Here is a 14,412-nt window from a genome sequence, read left to right on the forward strand (position 1 = left end):
GGGGGTTGCGACGCGCAAGCCCCTGTCGCGCTGTCGGCGGTGACGCGCACACTGGAGGCATGCTCGAACGCACCGGAGGGCTCATCCGCGACTACGGGTTCGTCGCCCGCAGTCGCTGGCGCTCGATCCGGGTCGGCATGGCGCCGCCCGCGCCCGGCGCCGGCGTCAAGGCGCCCGTGCTGCTCATTCCCGGCGTGTTCGAGACCTGGCACTATCTCGAGGCGCTCGGCGAGCGACTCGCCGCCGAAGGCCACGCCGTGCACTACCTCGAGCGCCTCGGCCTCAACCGCGAGCCCATCGGCGAGACGGCGGCCCTCGTGCAGGAGCACCTCGACGAGCTCGACCTGCGCGACGTCGTCGTCGTCGGGCACTCCAAGGGCGGTCTCATCGGCAAGCACATGCTCACCGTCGACGACCGCGACGAGCGCATCGCGCGGCTCATCGCCATCAACACGCCGTTCCCCGGCAGCCCGCTCGCCCGCTACGCCGTGTCGGCGTGGCGCGAGTTCGCGCCCGATCGGCCCGTGATCCGCACGCTCGCGCAGGCGACCGAGGTCAACGCGCGCATCGTGTCGATCTACAGCGCCTTCGACCAGTACATCCCCGGCTCGAGCAGGCTCGACGGCGCCACGAATGTCGAGCTGCCGCTCGTCGGGCACTTCCGCGTGCTGGAGGACCCGCTGCTGCTCGACGAGGTCGCGCGCTGGGCCGCCGAGCCCTCGCCGCGGAGCTAGAGCGGTATCGCGTTGTGAGAGCAGCCCAGCGTCGTTAGAACAGCACCGCCGCGACCGGCACGGCCGCGACGAGCAGTGTCAGCACGAGCGCGACGACGGCCGGCGCGAACGCCGCACCGCCCGCGCCCTTGAGCGCGATCGCCCGCGCCGCGAGGTACGGCAGCGGCGAGAGTAGCCCCAGCACCGGCGTCGCGCGGCGCGCGTGCCCGCGACGCTTGAGCGCCGCGCCGTCGGCGGCGGCGAGCACGAGCGACAGCAGCAGCAGGAGCCCGACGACGATCAGCACCGCGTACGGGGCGATCGCGGCCGGCAGGTAGGAGATGCCGGCATCCACCGCGCTCGCGACGGGGCCGAGCACGCCCGCGAGCGCCGGCACGAGGCCGACGAGGCCCTGCGCGAAGACGATCGCGGCGAGCGGGAGGCCGGCGAGCGGCAGGAGGGCGAGCATCCACGACGCGCCCGTCGCCGCGCGCGGCGCCTTCGCGGGCGCCGAGGCGACCGAGCCGGGCCACGTGCGCCCCATGGGGCCGAAGTCGACCGAGCCGGGCTCGCCGTCGGCGGTCGGCTCGGCGAACGAACGGCCGCGCATCGGGCCCGGCTCGCTCGCCTGACCCGCGAACGGTGCGGCGAGCGGAGCGCGCGCGACGGCCGACACGGGCGCCGCGGCCGTGCCAGGCTCGGGCGGCGGCGCCATCGCGAGCATCGCATCGAAGTCGGTGGCGGCGGCCGTCGCGGCGGCCGAGACGGGGGCCGGCGGGGCGGCGTCGCTCGGCGCGAAGGCGGCCGGCTGCACCGGGGCCGCCGATGCCGGATGCCCGGCCGAGGCCGCGACCGCCTGCGAGGCGATGCGCTGCGGGCCGGTGAGGCCGGCGAGCGGCGCCGGCGCGGGCTCCACGATCGGGGTCGCGACGGGAGCCGCCGGCGCGAGCACCTCGAACTCGGGCGTGACGGTCGGGCCGCCGTGCAGCAGCTCGGCCTGCTCCTCGTCGGAGAGCTCGACGCCGAGCACGCTCGCCGACATCGGGTAGTCGCCGATGAGAGTCGGGGCGGCGTCGGCGGGGTCGCCCACGCCGTTCGGGTTCGTCATCGTGCCGAACGCGCTCGAGGGCGTCTGCACGATGACGGGCGGCTGCGCGGCGACGGCGGCAGCGATGAGCGGGGTCACGGCGGGGGCGTCGGTGACGAGCGCCTCGCCCGCAGCGGCGCGGCGGCCGCGCTTGCGGGCCTCGATCGCGGCGGCGCGCTCGGCGGCGGCCGCGACGCTCGGGTCGACGGGGGCGGCGACGGCGTCGGCGACAGGCGTGGGGGTCGGCGCGGTCGCGGCGGCCTCGACGACAGCGGGCTCGACGACAGCGGGCTCGACGACAGCGGGCTCGACCACGGCCGGCGCCGCAGCGAACCCGGCGGCGCCCGGCGGCGGGATGGTCGGCGCCGGCGAGGGCGGCACGACGGAGGCGCGGGGCGCGGCGGAGGCCGCGGTGCCCGCCTCGGCGAGGCGCTCGGCGACGGTCGCTTCGGGTGCGACCGTCACGGGCGCCTCGAGGAGGGCGCCTCGCGACTCGAGCTCGCGGCGCTGGCGGCGGCTGAGGACGAGCTCGCCGCCTCCGCCCGACGCGGTGGGGCCGGAGGCGGCCGGGCCGCTCGGGCCGTCGTGCAGATAGGAGGAGGTCGCGTGCTGCCCCGTCGCGAAGTCGACGGGCGAGACCGGTGCCGGCTCGCCCGCATCCTGCAGGCGTCGCACGATGTCGACCGGGTCGTCGCCGACGCCGATCGGGCCGGGCGAGCCCAGGCTCACGGGCGTGATGGGCTTCGACATGTCGTGGGCGACCGGCTGGGCGTGCGCGGGGCCGAGGGCCTGCACGTGCTCCGTCCAGGCGGAGCCATCCCACCAGCGAGCGAACCCGGGCCCCCCGGCATCCGGATACCAGCCAGCGGGCGGCAGCGAGCCCCCCGACGACGTCTCAGTCATGATCATTCCCCCCGGAATCACGTGCGCGCGCGCACGACTTCGGGCCGAGTCTAAGTCGAGGAATTCGCTGGGAGTACCCCCGTAAGCGGGGGGCAGACCCGTCTACCATTCGGAAGGCGAAAAGCGGGCTGACCGGCCCGAACGTCGCGGCGGACGAGCGAAGGAGCATCCCTGATGACGATCGAGCAGTACGAGGATGCAACGCTCGTCGGCCGCCGTGCGACCCTCGACGAGCTGCACGCGCTCGCGGAGTCGGTCGGGTGGCTCGACCACTTCGACTGGTCGACCATCGGGCAGTCGCTCGAAGCGACCCTGCACGGGGTCGTCGCGGTGCGCGACGGCGAAACCGTCGGCATGGCGCGGCTGCTCGGCGACGGCGTGAAGTACTTCATGATCCACGACGTGCTCGTGCACCCCGACCACCAGGGCGACGGTCTCGCGGCGCGGCTGGTCGAGCACCTGCTCGAGCACGTCGCGCTCGTCGCGCCGTCACGCGCGTGGGTCGGCCTGTTCGCGAGCCCCGAGGCCGAGCACCTCTACGCCGAGCATGGCTTCGGCTCCGACGACATGCGGGGCATGTGGCGCTGGGTGGAGCCCGGCGCGGCCTAGCCGGCTTCCTCCACGGCGGGCGGGGCCCCGGCGTCGCTGCGCTCGTCGGCGGCGGTGCGGCGCTGTTCGGCGGGCTCCTGCACACCCTCGGGCGCACCTCGGTGTGGGCCGCCGCCCGCGCCGTCGCCGTCGCTCTCGTCGAGCTGCCCCTCGGGGCCGGCCTCCGGCCCGCGAGGGTCGGCCGTCGGCTGATCGGGCGGCGTCTGGGCGATGTCCGGGTCGATCGAGAACGAGGTGTCGTCGCGCGACTCGGCGACCCCGCCCGCGCCCGCGTCGAAGCGCGTCACGGTCGGGTCGTTGGCCTCGGTGTACTGCTGATCCTCGACGGCGTCGGCGATGAGGTCGTCGCCGCCGCTCGGCCCGAGGTGGCTGCGGTCGTGATCCTGCTCGCGTGCGTCAGACATCGGTCTTCCCCTCGGCCGGCTCGTCGGGTCGGTGCTGCGCGAGGCGCGAAGGTCCGGCGTCCTGGTCGGGGTCGGCCTCGTCGTCGTCGGCGAAATCCTGGTCGGGGGCGACGTGGCCCTCGTCGAGCACCTGCTCGCCCGCGACGACGTCGCCGGAGTCGGGGTTGCGGGTTTCGATGTCGTGGGCGACGGGGTCGTCGCCTGCGTGGCCGTCGGTGTGAGCATCCATGTCGGTCGCCTTTCGAGCGGGGAGCGGAACGTGGAGAGAGGTCGAGAAGGGCGCCCCTCCTGATCGGTGGGAGGGGCGCCCGAAGCCGCAGCGTTTCAGCCCTGAGTGCGCTGCGGCCCTTCGGCTCGGCGGGGCGTGGCCACCACCGGGCCGGAGTGCTGATCGTCGGCCGCGCACCCGTCACGATGCCGGTCGTCGCTCGCGGTGCACCGCCGCGAGCCGCCGCCGTCGCGGCCGACGATCGCTCGCATCAACGGTCGGTGTTGCCGCCGTTGATCGTCGTGGCGTCCTCGCCCGGGTCGCGATCGACGAGATCGCGGTCGACGAGGTTCTCGCTGTCGCGGAATTCGGTGCCGCGCTGCCCCTGCGGCGCCTCGTCGGTCGAGCCCTCGTCGGAGAACCCGGTCGACTCGTCGCCGTAGCCGCCGGTCGCGTTCTGGCCGTCGAGCGGGTCGGCGGAGACGCCGCCGTCGCTCGTGACCTCGTCGCGGGGGATGTCGGCGCCGCCGGCGTCGAGCGAGCCGACGTCGGCGCCGGGGCCGGCACCCATGTCGCGCTCGGCGGGGGTGAGCTCGTCGGGGCTCGGGCTGAGCCCGGCCCCTCGCTGATCCTCGCCGAGGCCGGCCACGCCGAGCGCGCCGGGAACATGGCCGCCGATCGTGCCGCGCGACACGCTCTCCTCGGCCGTCTGGGCCCGCTCGTCGGTGTGCAGCTCGTCGCCGACGACCTGCTCGGGCGTGCCGTATCCCTCGGTGCCCGTGGTGCCGAGCGTGCCGCCCACGGGCGCGTCGCCGTGCTGGACGTCGCCCTGGTGGTCGTGCAGGTGCTGGCTCTCGTCGCCGTGGTGGGTCACGGGGTCATCCCCTCTCCGCCGGCGTGGTGGTCGTGGTTGCCGGGAACCCCGCCACCCGCCTGGCCCTCGTCGAAGTTGTTCTCGATGCCGTCGTCGAGGCCTCCGGTGACGGTCTGGCCCTCGTCGTAGTCGTTGGGCGTCTCGAGCAGCGAGGCGTCGGCGTCGCCCGTCGTGAGCAGGCCTCCGTCGCTGTCGTCGATGCCGGGGATGGGCTCGTCCTCACCCGCGGCATCCATGTCGTCCTCGATCACCTCGTCGGCGCGGGGCTGCTCGGTGCCGTGCGGGTGGCCGGTGGCGAAGTCGGCGCTCTGCCCCTCCTGGCCCTGCCCTGCGCCGAAGTCGCCCTCGGCGCCCGGGTTTTCGCCCATCGTGGTGCCGTCGTTGTGGATGTCGTGCTCGCTCATCGCGGTCTCCTTCCATCGGGGGAACGCGACCACTCTGACCCTCGGCGCGCGCTCAGCCCAGGGGGTAGACAGGCGACCGGAGCGGGCCTACGGTCGCCCGCCCGAACGCTCGGCCCAGACCAAGCCCGCACACGTCAGGATGGGCGCATGCCCGCCGCCGTCGCCGCAGCCCCCGTCGACCTCGACCCGCCCGCCGGGCCGCTCAGCGCGAAGCTGTGGCCGGCCCTCGGCGTCGCCGCGTCGGCGGTCGTGCTGTACGGGTTCTTCGACGCGCCGTTCCGGCCGGTCGGCTACGTCGTGCTCGTGGCCTCACTCGTCGCGGCGCTGCTCGTCGACCGGCGGCTGTTCCAGGATCTGCTGCTCATCGGCCTGGGCATCACGATCGTGAGCCTCGTGAGCGTCAAGGCCGACATCAGCTGGGGCAACATCGTGCTGCTCGGCATCGTGTTCACGGCCGCGGTCGCCGTGCCGTTCATCGTCGACCGGTTCGTGTACCGCCGGCGGGCGATCCGGTTCCCGTGGCGCAGCGGTCGGCGCTGGAGCCGCGGCGAGAAGATCTACCTCATCGCGGTGCCGGCGCTCGGCTGGCTCATTCTGCCGTTCTACTTCCTCACCTCGGGCGTCTACGAGAACTGGCCCGACGTCGAGACGCCGAGCGAGATCGCGCGCCTCTTCGTCGGCGTCAACGCGGTCGGCACGTGGGACGAGCTCTTCTTCATCTGCACCTGCTACGCCCTGCTGCTGCGCCACTTCCGCCCGTGGCTGGCGAACGTGCTGCAGGCGATCATCTTCGTCAGCTTCCTCTGGGAGCTCGGCTACCAGGCGTGGGGGCCGCTGCTGACGATCCCGTTCGCGCTCGTGCAGGGCATGCTCTTCCACCGCACGAAGAGCCTCACCTTCGTGCTCATCGTGCACCTGCTGTTCGACCTGGTGGTGTTCCTCGTCATCGTGCACGCGCACGACCCGGCCGCCCTGCCGATCTTCCTGTACTGAGCCGGCCGTCGGGCGCGCAGGCGGCGGCTGACAGACTGGGCGCGATGAGTGCGCTGATGGATGCCCTGCCCCGGCCCTTCGAGGCGGGCGCCGCGTTCGACGCCATCGCCGCGTGGTCGGCCGCCGGCGGTCGCCCGCTGTACGAGGCGCAGGAGGAGGCGATCTTCGAGCTCGTCGCCGGCGCCCACGTGATCCTCGCCACGCCGACCGGCTCGGGCAAGAGCCTCGTCGCGCTCGCCGCCCACGCGATCGCGCTCGCCCAGGGGCAGCGCACCTACTACACGGCGCCGATCAAGGCGCTCGTGAGCGAGAAGTTCTTCCAGCTGGTGGAGGTCTTCGGCGCCGAGAGCGTCGGCATGGTCACGGGCGACTCGGCCGTCAACGCCGATGCGCCGATCATCTGCTGCACCGCGGAGATCCTCGCCAACCTCGCCCTGCGGCACGGCGCCGACCTGCCGGCGGGCGTCGTCGTCATGGACGAGTTCCACTTCTACGCCGACCCCGATCGCGGCTGGGCGTGGCAGGTGCCGCTGCTGACCCTCACGCGCACGCAGTTCCTGCTCATGAGCGCCACCCTCGGCAACATGAGCGCGATCGCCGACGACCTGCACCGTCGCACCGAGCGGCCGGTGAGCGAGGTCACCCACACCGACCGGCCGATCCCGCTCACCTTCGAGTACGTGCGCACGCCCGTGCACGAGACCGTGCAGACCCTGCTCGACGAGCGGCAGGCGCCGATCTACGTCGTGCACTTCAGTCAGGCCGCCGCGATGGAGCGCGCGCAGGCGCTGTCGAGCATCCGCATCGTCTCTCGCGAGCAGCGCGACGAGATCGCCGCCGCGATCGGCGACTTCCGGTTCTCGACCGGCTTCGGCTCGACCCTCAGCCGCCTCGTGCGCGCCGGCATCGGCGTGCACCACGCCGGCATGCTGCCGAAGTACCGGCGCCTCGTCGAGGTGCTCGCCCAGCGCGGGCTGCTGCGCGTCATCTGCGGCACCGACACCCTGGGCGTGGGCATCAACGTGCCGATCCGCACCGTGCTGCTCACCGCCCTCAGCAAGTACGACGGCGAGCGGATGCGCCAGCTCACGGCGCGCGAGTTCCACCAGATCGCCGGGCGCGCCGGTCGCGCCGGGTACGACATCGCCGGTCTCGTCGTCGTGCAGGCGCCCGACCACGAGGTCGAGAACCACCTCGCGACGACCAAGGCAGGGACCGACCCGAAGAAGAAGCGGAAGATCGTGCGCAAGGCGGCGCCGGCCGGCTTCGTCACCTGGAGCGAGACGAGCTTCGAGCGCCTCGTCGGCGGCGCGCCCGAACCGCTCGAGAGCCGCATGCAGGTGAGCGCCGCGATGCTCATCAACCTCATCGCCCGCGGCGGCGACGTCTTCGGCAGCGCTCGGGCGCTGCTCACCGACAACCACGAGCCGCCGCACCGGCGGCGCGAGCTCGTGAAGCGCGCGCTCGGCATCGCGAAGACCCTGCTGCGGGCGGAGGTCGTCGAGGTCGATCGGTCGGGGGAGGGCGCGCCGAGCATCCGCCTCACCGTCGACCTGCAGCCGAACTTCGCGCTCAATCAGCCGTTGTCGCCGTTCGCGCTCGCCGTCATCGACCTGCTCGACCCCTCCGACGGGACCGGCGGGGTCGGCACCGGCCACTACGCCCTCGACGTCGTGAGCGTCATCGAGGCGACCCTGGAGAACCCCCGCCCGGTGCTCTCGCAGCAGCAGTTCAAGGCCCGCGGCGAGGCGGTCGGCCGCATGAAGGCCGAGGGCATCGAGTACGACGAGCGCATGGAGCTGCTGGAGGAGGTCGAGCACCCGCAGCCGCTCGCCGAGCTGCTGCGCGAGGCGTTCGAGACGTTCGCGTCGAGCCAGCCGTGGATCCGCGACGTCGAGCTCAAGCCGAAGAGCGTCGTGCGCGACATGTTCGAGCGCGCCATGACCTTTGCCGAGTACGTGAGCTTCTACGGCCTCGCGCGCAGCGAGGGGCTGCTGCTTCGGTACCTCTCCGACGCCGACCGCGCCATCCGGCAGACGGTGCCCGACGAGGCGAAGACGGAGGAGCTGCGCGACATCATCGCCTGGCTCGGCGAGCTCGTGCGGCAGGTCGACTCGAGCCTCGTCGACGAGTGGGAGAAGCTCGCCAACCCGCAGCCCGACGAGGAGGCGCCGGTCATCCCGCCCGCGCCGCCGTCGGTGCTCACCAACCGCCGGGCGTTCATGGTGCTCGTGCGCAACGAACTGTTCCGGCGCGTGCAGCTCGCCGCCCTCGAGCGCGACGACGAGCTCGTCGAGCTCGACCCCCAGGCGGGCTGGCCCGAGGCGCTCGACGCCTACTACGCGGAGCACGAGGCGATCGGCACGGGCGGGCCGGCGCGCAGCCCCGGCCTCGTGCAGATCGACGAGAACCCGGCGGATGCCCCCGGCACCTGGCGCGTGCGGCAGGTCATCGACGACCCGGCCGGCGATCACGACTGGGGCATCGACGCCCACGTGCTGCTCGACGAGAGCGAGGATCAGGGCGTCGCGGTGCTGCGGGTCGAGGGGCTGCGGCGACTCTAGGCAGTGCGGCGGCTGGAGGGGCTGCGGCCGCTCGAGGGGTCTGCGCCGCCGCGGTGTGCGGCGCTCAGCTCGCCTGGTCGAGACGCCCGAGCATCGTCCACACCGTGCGGGTGAGCGGCGGGTGGTCGAGCGCGATCTGGCGCAGCAGACGGTAGTCGCGCGCGGCGGAGGGGCGCCGATCGCCGTCCTCCCGGATGAGCTCGGCTCTGAGCATCCACACCACGAGCTCGTCCACCGTCGGCAGCTCCTCCATGAACTCCCACGGGTCCTCGCCGTCGCGCAGGCGCTCCCAGACAACCGTCTGCAGCTCGTCGTTCGCCTCCGCACGCAGCACCTCGAGGCTCGCGCCACGGCGGCGGGAGTGCGATGCGTCGGGGGAGCGGCTCACCCCTCGAGCCTAGGTCGGGCCCGAGGGGTGAGCACTCAGCGGGGGATCAGGCCGGCGCGGTGGGCAAGCGGTGCGGCGCGCGCGGCCAGCGGGTTTCGGGAGGTCGCCGCGACGATGCGGCGCACGGCGCGCGCGGGGGCGCGCGTCGCGTTCCCTGCGGGGCGCAGGGGCGGATGCCCGGTGCGGAGAAGCGCCGGGCCCGGTCATCAGGGCAGCAGCGTCGGCAGCGCGGCGAGGGTCTCGGGCGAGAACCACCACCACGCGGCGATCACCGCGGCCTGCACGAGCACCCACAGGAACAGCGGCCACGGCGCGGCGCCCGTCGCACGCGACACCTGCACGCCACGCACCGCGAGGTACACCGGCGGCGCGATGAGCGCGAGGCCCCACGGCGCCGTCGAGAGGTGGCCGTCGTCGCTCAGCGCGCGCGCGTCGCGGGCAGCGAGCGCCGCGTAGAGCACGAACGGCAGGCCGAGCAGGGCCGCGCTCGAGGAGAACGGCGCGTAGTGGGGCAGGCCGGTGAGCGCGTAGTAGACGGCGCCGGCGTGCATGATCGGCAGCAGCGCGAACAGCCAGATGGCGCTCGTGTGCACCTTCGTGGCGAAGGTGTCGGCCATCTTCGGGCGCGCCGGGGGCGCGACGTACGCCTCCTGGAACTCGGCGGGCACCACGTCCGACAGCACGATGTCGGGCGAGAACACGGTCGCCGCCGAGACGCGGGGCAACTCGTCCCAGGTGGGGCTCGAGGCGGTCACGATCGTGTGCAGCGGCATCGACTCGGCGATGCGGGCCGACTCGCGCGCGGTGGGCGTCGCGGCCGAGCCGTGCACCATCACGGGGCCCGTCGGCGACTGCACGGTCGTCGTGGCGACCGGCTCGGCGACGTTGGCGATGACGGCGATGGGCGCGGTGTACTCGGTCCACTTCTCGCCGTCCCACCAGCGGCGCTCGCTGCCCGTGCGGCTCAGTGGATCCGGGTACCAGCCCGCGGGCACGCGGGACGGTGCGGTGATGGTCATTGTTCCCCCAGGTGTCTCCCGGTCCCCCGACCGGTTCGGAACCCGCCCCTCGCGGCTGCGAGGGGTGCTGTCGCGCATGTTCGGGTCCGACGCGACTTGGTGCTGCTCGATGTTCGGTTGTGGTTCCTGCAGCGGAGCCTAGGTTCTCGAGTGCGCCCGCAGGAAGAGCGCGAACCTGGTCGGTGTTCGTTATTCGACGAAGCTGTACACGCCCCAGTCGTCGACCTGCCACGTGATCCAGCCGTTGGCGCGCTGCAGGCTCACCGTGGGGAAGAACGTGGTGCCGTCGGCGTTCACGGCCTCGCAGCGCATCTGCTGGCCGATGAACAGCGGCGGGTTGTTGGCGCACGTCACGTCGGCGGGCGAGCCGAGCGTCGACAGGTTGAGCTCGAGTGTGTTCGCAGCCTCCGCGGCGAACACCTGCGGCACGGCCGAGATGAGCAGGCCGGGCACCGCGACGATCGCGCCGACCTGCAGGCCCACGAGCAGCAGGAACACTGCCGCGGGCGCGAAGCCGGCACCGGAGTAGCGGGCGAGGCTGACGGCGCGCAGCACGAGGTAGATCGGCGCGCCGAGGATCGCCCACCACCAGCCCGCGGGCCGGTCGATGCCGCGCTTCTTCAGCGAGCGCTGGTCGAAGAAGGCGAGCGCGACGACGACGGGGATCGGCGCGAGCCAGATCGCCGTGATGATCGGCAGCTCGAGCCCGCTCGTGAACGCCGCGACAACCAGCAGGCTCAGCAGCAGCTGCAGCATCGGCAGCAGCGCGATCGCCCACGCGGCGCCGGTGTGCACGTGCGGCACGGGGCCAGCGGCGCCGGGCATCATCGCGCCGCGACGCATTGCGGCGACGGGCGACTCGGGCACGAACGGCACGTACTGGGGCGCGCCCGGGGCCGAGCCCCAGCCGGCCGCGCTGCCCGTGCCGGGAGCCGAGTTGTAGCGCGAGGCCGAGGGCTGCTGCGGCGGAGAATCCTGGAAGAGGGCGTGCTGCGCGTAGTACGGGCTCGCGCCCCACTGCTCCTGCGGGTGCGGGGCCGAGGTCTGCGGCGCCGAGTAAGCCTGCGAGGAAGTCGCGGCCTGGGCCGAGTACGGCTGCCAGCCTCCGCTCGCCGGGGCCCCGGGAACCGAGCCGGGCGAGGAGTGGTTGACGGCGCTCGAGGCCGACACGGGGCCGGGCGCGTGGGTCGGCTGCTGCTCGCGCGGCTCCTGCATCGGGATCCACTGCGCGTCACGCATCGCCGACTCGCTCGTCGGGATGTCGAAGCCGGGGAAGGCGTTCGCGGCCGGCTGCTGCGCGGCGGGCTGCTGCTGCGCCTGCGGGGCGGCCTGCTGAGCGGCCGGGATGACCGGCTCGGCCTGCACGAAGGGCGCAGCCGAGGGGGCCGCAGTCGGTGCCGCGGTCGGCGGCACGATCGGCTCGCTCGCCGCAACGGGCTCGGTGAAGGCGAAGGGGTCGGCGGCGGGCGCGGCGGACACCGCGGGCTCGGGCTCGGGCTCGATGAGCGCGGGCATCGAGTCGGTCGTCGGAGCGGGCAGCGCCTTCAGCACGTGCGCGAGCGCCCGGTCGCCGCCGCCACCGTCGCCGGCGTCGGTGGCCGAGTCGGCGCTGCGGCGCGAGCGCCGCGTCGGCAGCTCGTCGTCGGCGAAGGTCGTCGGGGCGGGCTGGGCCACCATCGGCTGCCGCGCGTCGGAGACATGCTCGGTCCAGGCGTGGTTGTCCCACCACCGCAGCTGCGGCAGACCGAGCGGGTCGGGATACCAGCCAGCCGGCACCCTTCCGTAGTCGTCGTCCGACACGTTTCGCCCCCTCATCAGGCCGGACCCCTCGCCCGACTGGGTTCAGTGTAGGGGTCTGTCCACGGCCGGCGGGAGGGTCCTCTCCGCCCCAGTCAGGGTGTCCCCCGCCCGGGGGACAGCGGCCCACGAGCCTGCCTTAGGTCACTCGGGGCAGGTCGGTACCGAAGGGAGGAGGGAGGGGGCGCTCGGCCGCCGCGAGCCACGCGCGGCCGCGCGCCGCCCGACCCGGCTCCGTGACGAGCGACGGGCCGTTCACCCACGAGCTGGCGACGCGCAGCCCGTGCAGGGCGCTGAGCACCCACAGCTCGCAGCCGTCAAGGTCGTCGGGTCGGGCATCCGCCGCCTCAATGCGCACCCCGTCGGCGGCGGCCGCGTCGAGCAGCAGCGCCGTCGTCACGCTCGCGATGCGGGCGCGGGCCGCCGACGGCTCCACGAGCGTGCCGTCGGGTCGCCACCACACCAGGCCCGAGTAGGCGCCCTCGACGATGACGCCGTCGCCGTCGACGATGATCGCCTCGCCCGCGCCGAGCGGCTGCACGGCGGTGCGCAGGCGCTGCAGGGCATCCAGGTCGGGCCCCTTCACGAGCGGGCGCGTGCGCGGATCGTGCGGGGCGGTCGCCACGACGACCTCCTCCGCGGTGGGCGGCGTCGGTCGCAGCCGCAGGCTCAGCCCCGTGGCGGGCTCGCCGGGGCCGTCGAAGGGTGAGCGGATGCTCCGCGCGCGCAGCTCGACGCGGGGGAAGTGGTCGCCCTCCCGCGGCAGCGCCGCCACGACGGCTTCGCAGAACGCGCGCACCTCGCGCTCGGGCCGGTGCGGCCGGATCGCCGCCGAGAACCGCGCCAGGTGACGGTCGAGCCCCCGCACCCGCCCGTCGACGACGCGCCACGAGTCGGCGGCGAGCAGCGCACCGGCGCCGACGTCGCACCAGTCGACGGTCGTCCACGCCGCGACGCCGTCGCCCGTGCCGCGCCAGTGCAGCAGCCCCTCGGCGGGCGCCCCGCTCACGGTCGACTCCCGCTCATAGGATTCAGGGTATGCGTCACGGGCTCCTGCGGCACCGGCTCGCGCCCGCGACCGACGACCTCCCGGCCGGCGAGCTCGCCGAGCGCGTGCTGCTCGCCCTCGCCGCCGCGCACCCCACGGCCGATCTGGTCTGGCTCGACTCCGGGCTCGGCGCACGCGACGGGCGCTCCTTCCTCTCCGTCGACGGCGAGCGGGTGCGCCTCGCGCCCGGCGAGCCCGTGCTGCCGCAGCTGCGCGCAGCGCTCGCCGCCCTGCCGCGGCTCGCGCCCGCCGAGGGCGCCGCGCCGCCGCTCGGCCTCATCGGCTGGTTCGGGTACGAGCTGCGTGCCGAGACGATGGGGATGCCCGCCCCGGCCGTGCCCGCCGCACACGCCGCCTCATGGCTGGCCCTCGATCGCGGCCTCGCGCTCGACCACGCCACCGGCGCGGTCGAGCTCGTCGCGCTCGACCCGCACGGCACCGGAGCCTGGGTCGGCGAGCTCGCCGACTGGCGCGCGCGCATGGTCGAGGTCGTCGACGGTGCGCGCCGAGCATCCGCCGCCCCGATCGTCGACCCAGCCCCGCGCACGGCGCACTGGCGCGACGACGACGCGCGCTACGCGGAGCTTGTGCGGCGGTGCCAGGCGGCGATCCGCGACGGCGAGGCGTATCAGCTGTGCCTCACCTCGCAGGCGCGCGTCGACGACCCCGGCGACGCGCTCGAGCTGTACCGGCGCGTCCGGCGGTCGAGCACCGCTCACCATGGCGCCCTGCTGCGTATCGGCGAGGCGACGCTCGTCAGTGCGAGCCCGGAGACCTTCCTGCGCGTCGAGCCGACCGCCGACGGCCTGCTCGCCCGCACCCGGCCCATCAAGGGCACGCGCCCGCGCGGCGCTGACGCGACCGCCGACGCCGCCCTCGCCGCCGAGCTCGCCGCGAACGACAAGGAGCGCGCCGAGAACCTCATGATCGTCGACCTCATGCGCAACGACTTGCAGCGCGTCTGCGCCGTCGGCTCGGTCGTCGTCACCGGTCTGCTCGAGGTCGAGACGTATCCGCAGGTGCACCAGCTCGTCTCGACCGTCGAGGGGCGGCTGCGCGAGGGGCTCGATGCGCTCGACGCCATCGCCGCGTGCTTCCCCGCCGGCTCAATGACGGGGGCGCCCAAGCGGCGCGCGATCGAGCTGCTCGAGCGGTGGGAGGGCGGCGCGCGCGGGGTCTACTCGGGCGCCTTCGGGTACCTCGGCGCCGACGGCTCGGCCGACCTCGCGATGGTGATCCGCTCCATCCTCGTCGAGGGCTCGGGGCGGGCATCCGTCGCGACGATCGGGGCGGGCGGCGGCGTGACCGCGCTCAGCGACCCCCAGGCGGAGGTCGCCGAGATGCGGCTCAAGGCGAGGGCGCTGTTGCGCGCTCTCGGCGCGGCCGACTCCCTGTGAGCCC

General features: G+C 74.2%; 14 protein-coding genes. 5 read left to right on the top strand and 9 right to left on the bottom strand.

All coding sequences use genetic code 11. The features are described 5' to 3' along the window. Window positions 1–59: 59 nt before the first annotated feature. A complete protein-coding gene (locus tag ID804_RS05580) occupies window positions 60–734 on the top strand; it encodes an esterase/lipase family protein (RefSeq protein ID WP_169077996.1) in 675 nt (224 codons plus the stop codon). A 34-nt stretch (window positions 735–768) separates the two neighbouring features. Here ID804_RS05580 and ID804_RS05585 read toward each other — a convergent pair whose 3' ends face one another. After that, the gene (locus ID804_RS05585) at window positions 769–2,703 is read right to left on the bottom strand and encodes a DUF2510 domain-containing protein (RefSeq protein ID WP_169077997.1); all 1,935 of its coding nucleotides are present in this window, start codon (window positions 2,701–2,703) and stop codon (window positions 769–771) included. A gap of 174 nt (window positions 2,704–2,877) precedes the next feature. On the opposite strand from ID804_RS05585, the gene ID804_RS05590 reads away from it, so the two are divergent. Next, window positions 2,878–3,312 carry a GNAT family N-acetyltransferase gene (locus tag ID804_RS05590; RefSeq protein WP_169077998.1) on the top strand — a complete coding sequence of 145 codons (435 nt, stop codon included), beginning with the start codon at window positions 2,878–2,880 and terminating at the stop codon, window positions 3,310–3,312. Here the strand turns inward: ID804_RS05590 and ID804_RS05595 are convergent. The 4 genes from ID804_RS05595 to ID804_RS05610 all read right to left on the bottom strand — a co-directional run bounded on the left by ID804_RS05595 (window position 3,309) and on the right by ID804_RS05610 (window position 5,202). Next, window positions 3,309–3,716, bottom strand: coding sequence for a hypothetical protein (locus tag ID804_RS05595; protein ID WP_169077999.1), 408 nt, complete (start codon window positions 3,714–3,716; stop codon window positions 3,309–3,311). The genes ID804_RS05590 and ID804_RS05595 overlap by 4 nt on opposite strands. After that, the gene (locus ID804_RS05600; protein WP_169078000.1) at window positions 3,709–3,945 is read right to left on the bottom strand and encodes a hypothetical protein; all 237 of its coding nucleotides are present in this window, start codon (window positions 3,943–3,945) and stop codon (window positions 3,709–3,711) included. The genes ID804_RS05595 and ID804_RS05600 overlap by 8 nt, the downstream gene beginning before the upstream one ends. 250 nt (window positions 3,946–4,195) lie before the next feature. Continuing rightward, complete coding sequence (locus ID804_RS05605; protein WP_169078001.1) at window positions 4,196–4,798, bottom strand: hypothetical protein; 603 nt, start codon at window positions 4,796–4,798, stop codon at window positions 4,196–4,198. Beyond that, window positions 4,795–5,202, bottom strand: coding sequence for a hypothetical protein (locus ID804_RS05610; protein WP_169078002.1), 408 nt, complete (start codon window positions 5,200–5,202; stop codon window positions 4,795–4,797). Before ID804_RS05610 ends, ID804_RS05605 begins: the two co-directional genes overlap by 4 nt. Window positions 5,203–5,349: 147 nt before the next feature. On the opposite strand from ID804_RS05610, the gene ID804_RS05615 reads away from it, so the two are divergent. Together ID804_RS05615 and ID804_RS05620 are read left to right on the top strand one after the other, a co-directional pair. After that, entirely contained in the window at window positions 5,350–6,195 is an 846-nt protein-coding gene (locus ID804_RS05615) for a CPBP family intramembrane glutamic endopeptidase (RefSeq protein ID WP_169078003.1), read from the top strand. Between the two features lie 44 nt (window positions 6,196–6,239). After that, window positions 6,240–8,759: a DEAD/DEAH box helicase gene (locus tag ID804_RS05620; protein WP_169078004.1), complete on the top strand. Its 2,520-nt coding sequence runs from the start codon at window positions 6,240–6,242 to the stop codon at window positions 8,757–8,759. Between the two features lie 64 nt (window positions 8,760–8,823). Here ID804_RS05620 and ID804_RS05625 read toward each other — a convergent pair whose 3' ends face one another. The 4 genes from ID804_RS05625 to ID804_RS05640 form a co-directional block, all read right to left on the bottom strand. After that, entirely contained in the window at window positions 8,824–9,147 is a 324-nt protein-coding gene (locus ID804_RS05625) for a tryptophan synthase subunit alpha (RefSeq protein ID WP_169078005.1), read from the bottom strand. A 206-nt stretch (window positions 9,148–9,353) separates the two neighbouring features. Then, the gene (locus tag ID804_RS12185) at window positions 9,354–10,166 is read right to left on the bottom strand and encodes a DUF2510 domain-containing protein (protein WP_211161027.1); all 813 of its coding nucleotides are present in this window, start codon (window positions 10,164–10,166) and stop codon (window positions 9,354–9,356) included. A 189-nt stretch (window positions 10,167–10,355) separates the two neighbouring features. Further along, complete coding sequence (locus ID804_RS12190) at window positions 10,356–11,966, bottom strand: DUF2510 domain-containing protein (protein ID WP_317451186.1); 1,611 nt, start codon at window positions 11,964–11,966, stop codon at window positions 10,356–10,358. 136 nt (window positions 11,967–12,102) lie between these two features. Next, on the bottom strand, window positions 12,103–12,972 hold the full coding sequence (locus ID804_RS05640) for an aminotransferase class IV (RefSeq protein ID WP_169078006.1): 870 nt from the start codon (window positions 12,970–12,972) through the stop codon (window positions 12,103–12,105). A 29-nt stretch (window positions 12,973–13,001) separates the two neighbouring features. On the opposite strand from ID804_RS05640, the gene ID804_RS05645 reads away from it, so the two are divergent. Further along, window positions 13,002–14,408, top strand: a complete 1,407-nt coding sequence (locus tag ID804_RS05645) for an anthranilate synthase component I family protein (protein WP_169078007.1) — start codon at window positions 13,002–13,004, stop codon at window positions 14,406–14,408. Window positions 14,409–14,412: the final 4 nt, after the last annotated feature.

The organism is Microcella alkalica (assembly GCF_014595885.1).
GTDB lineage: Bacteria > Actinomycetota > Actinomycetes > Actinomycetales > Microbacteriaceae > Microcella > Microcella alkaliphila_B.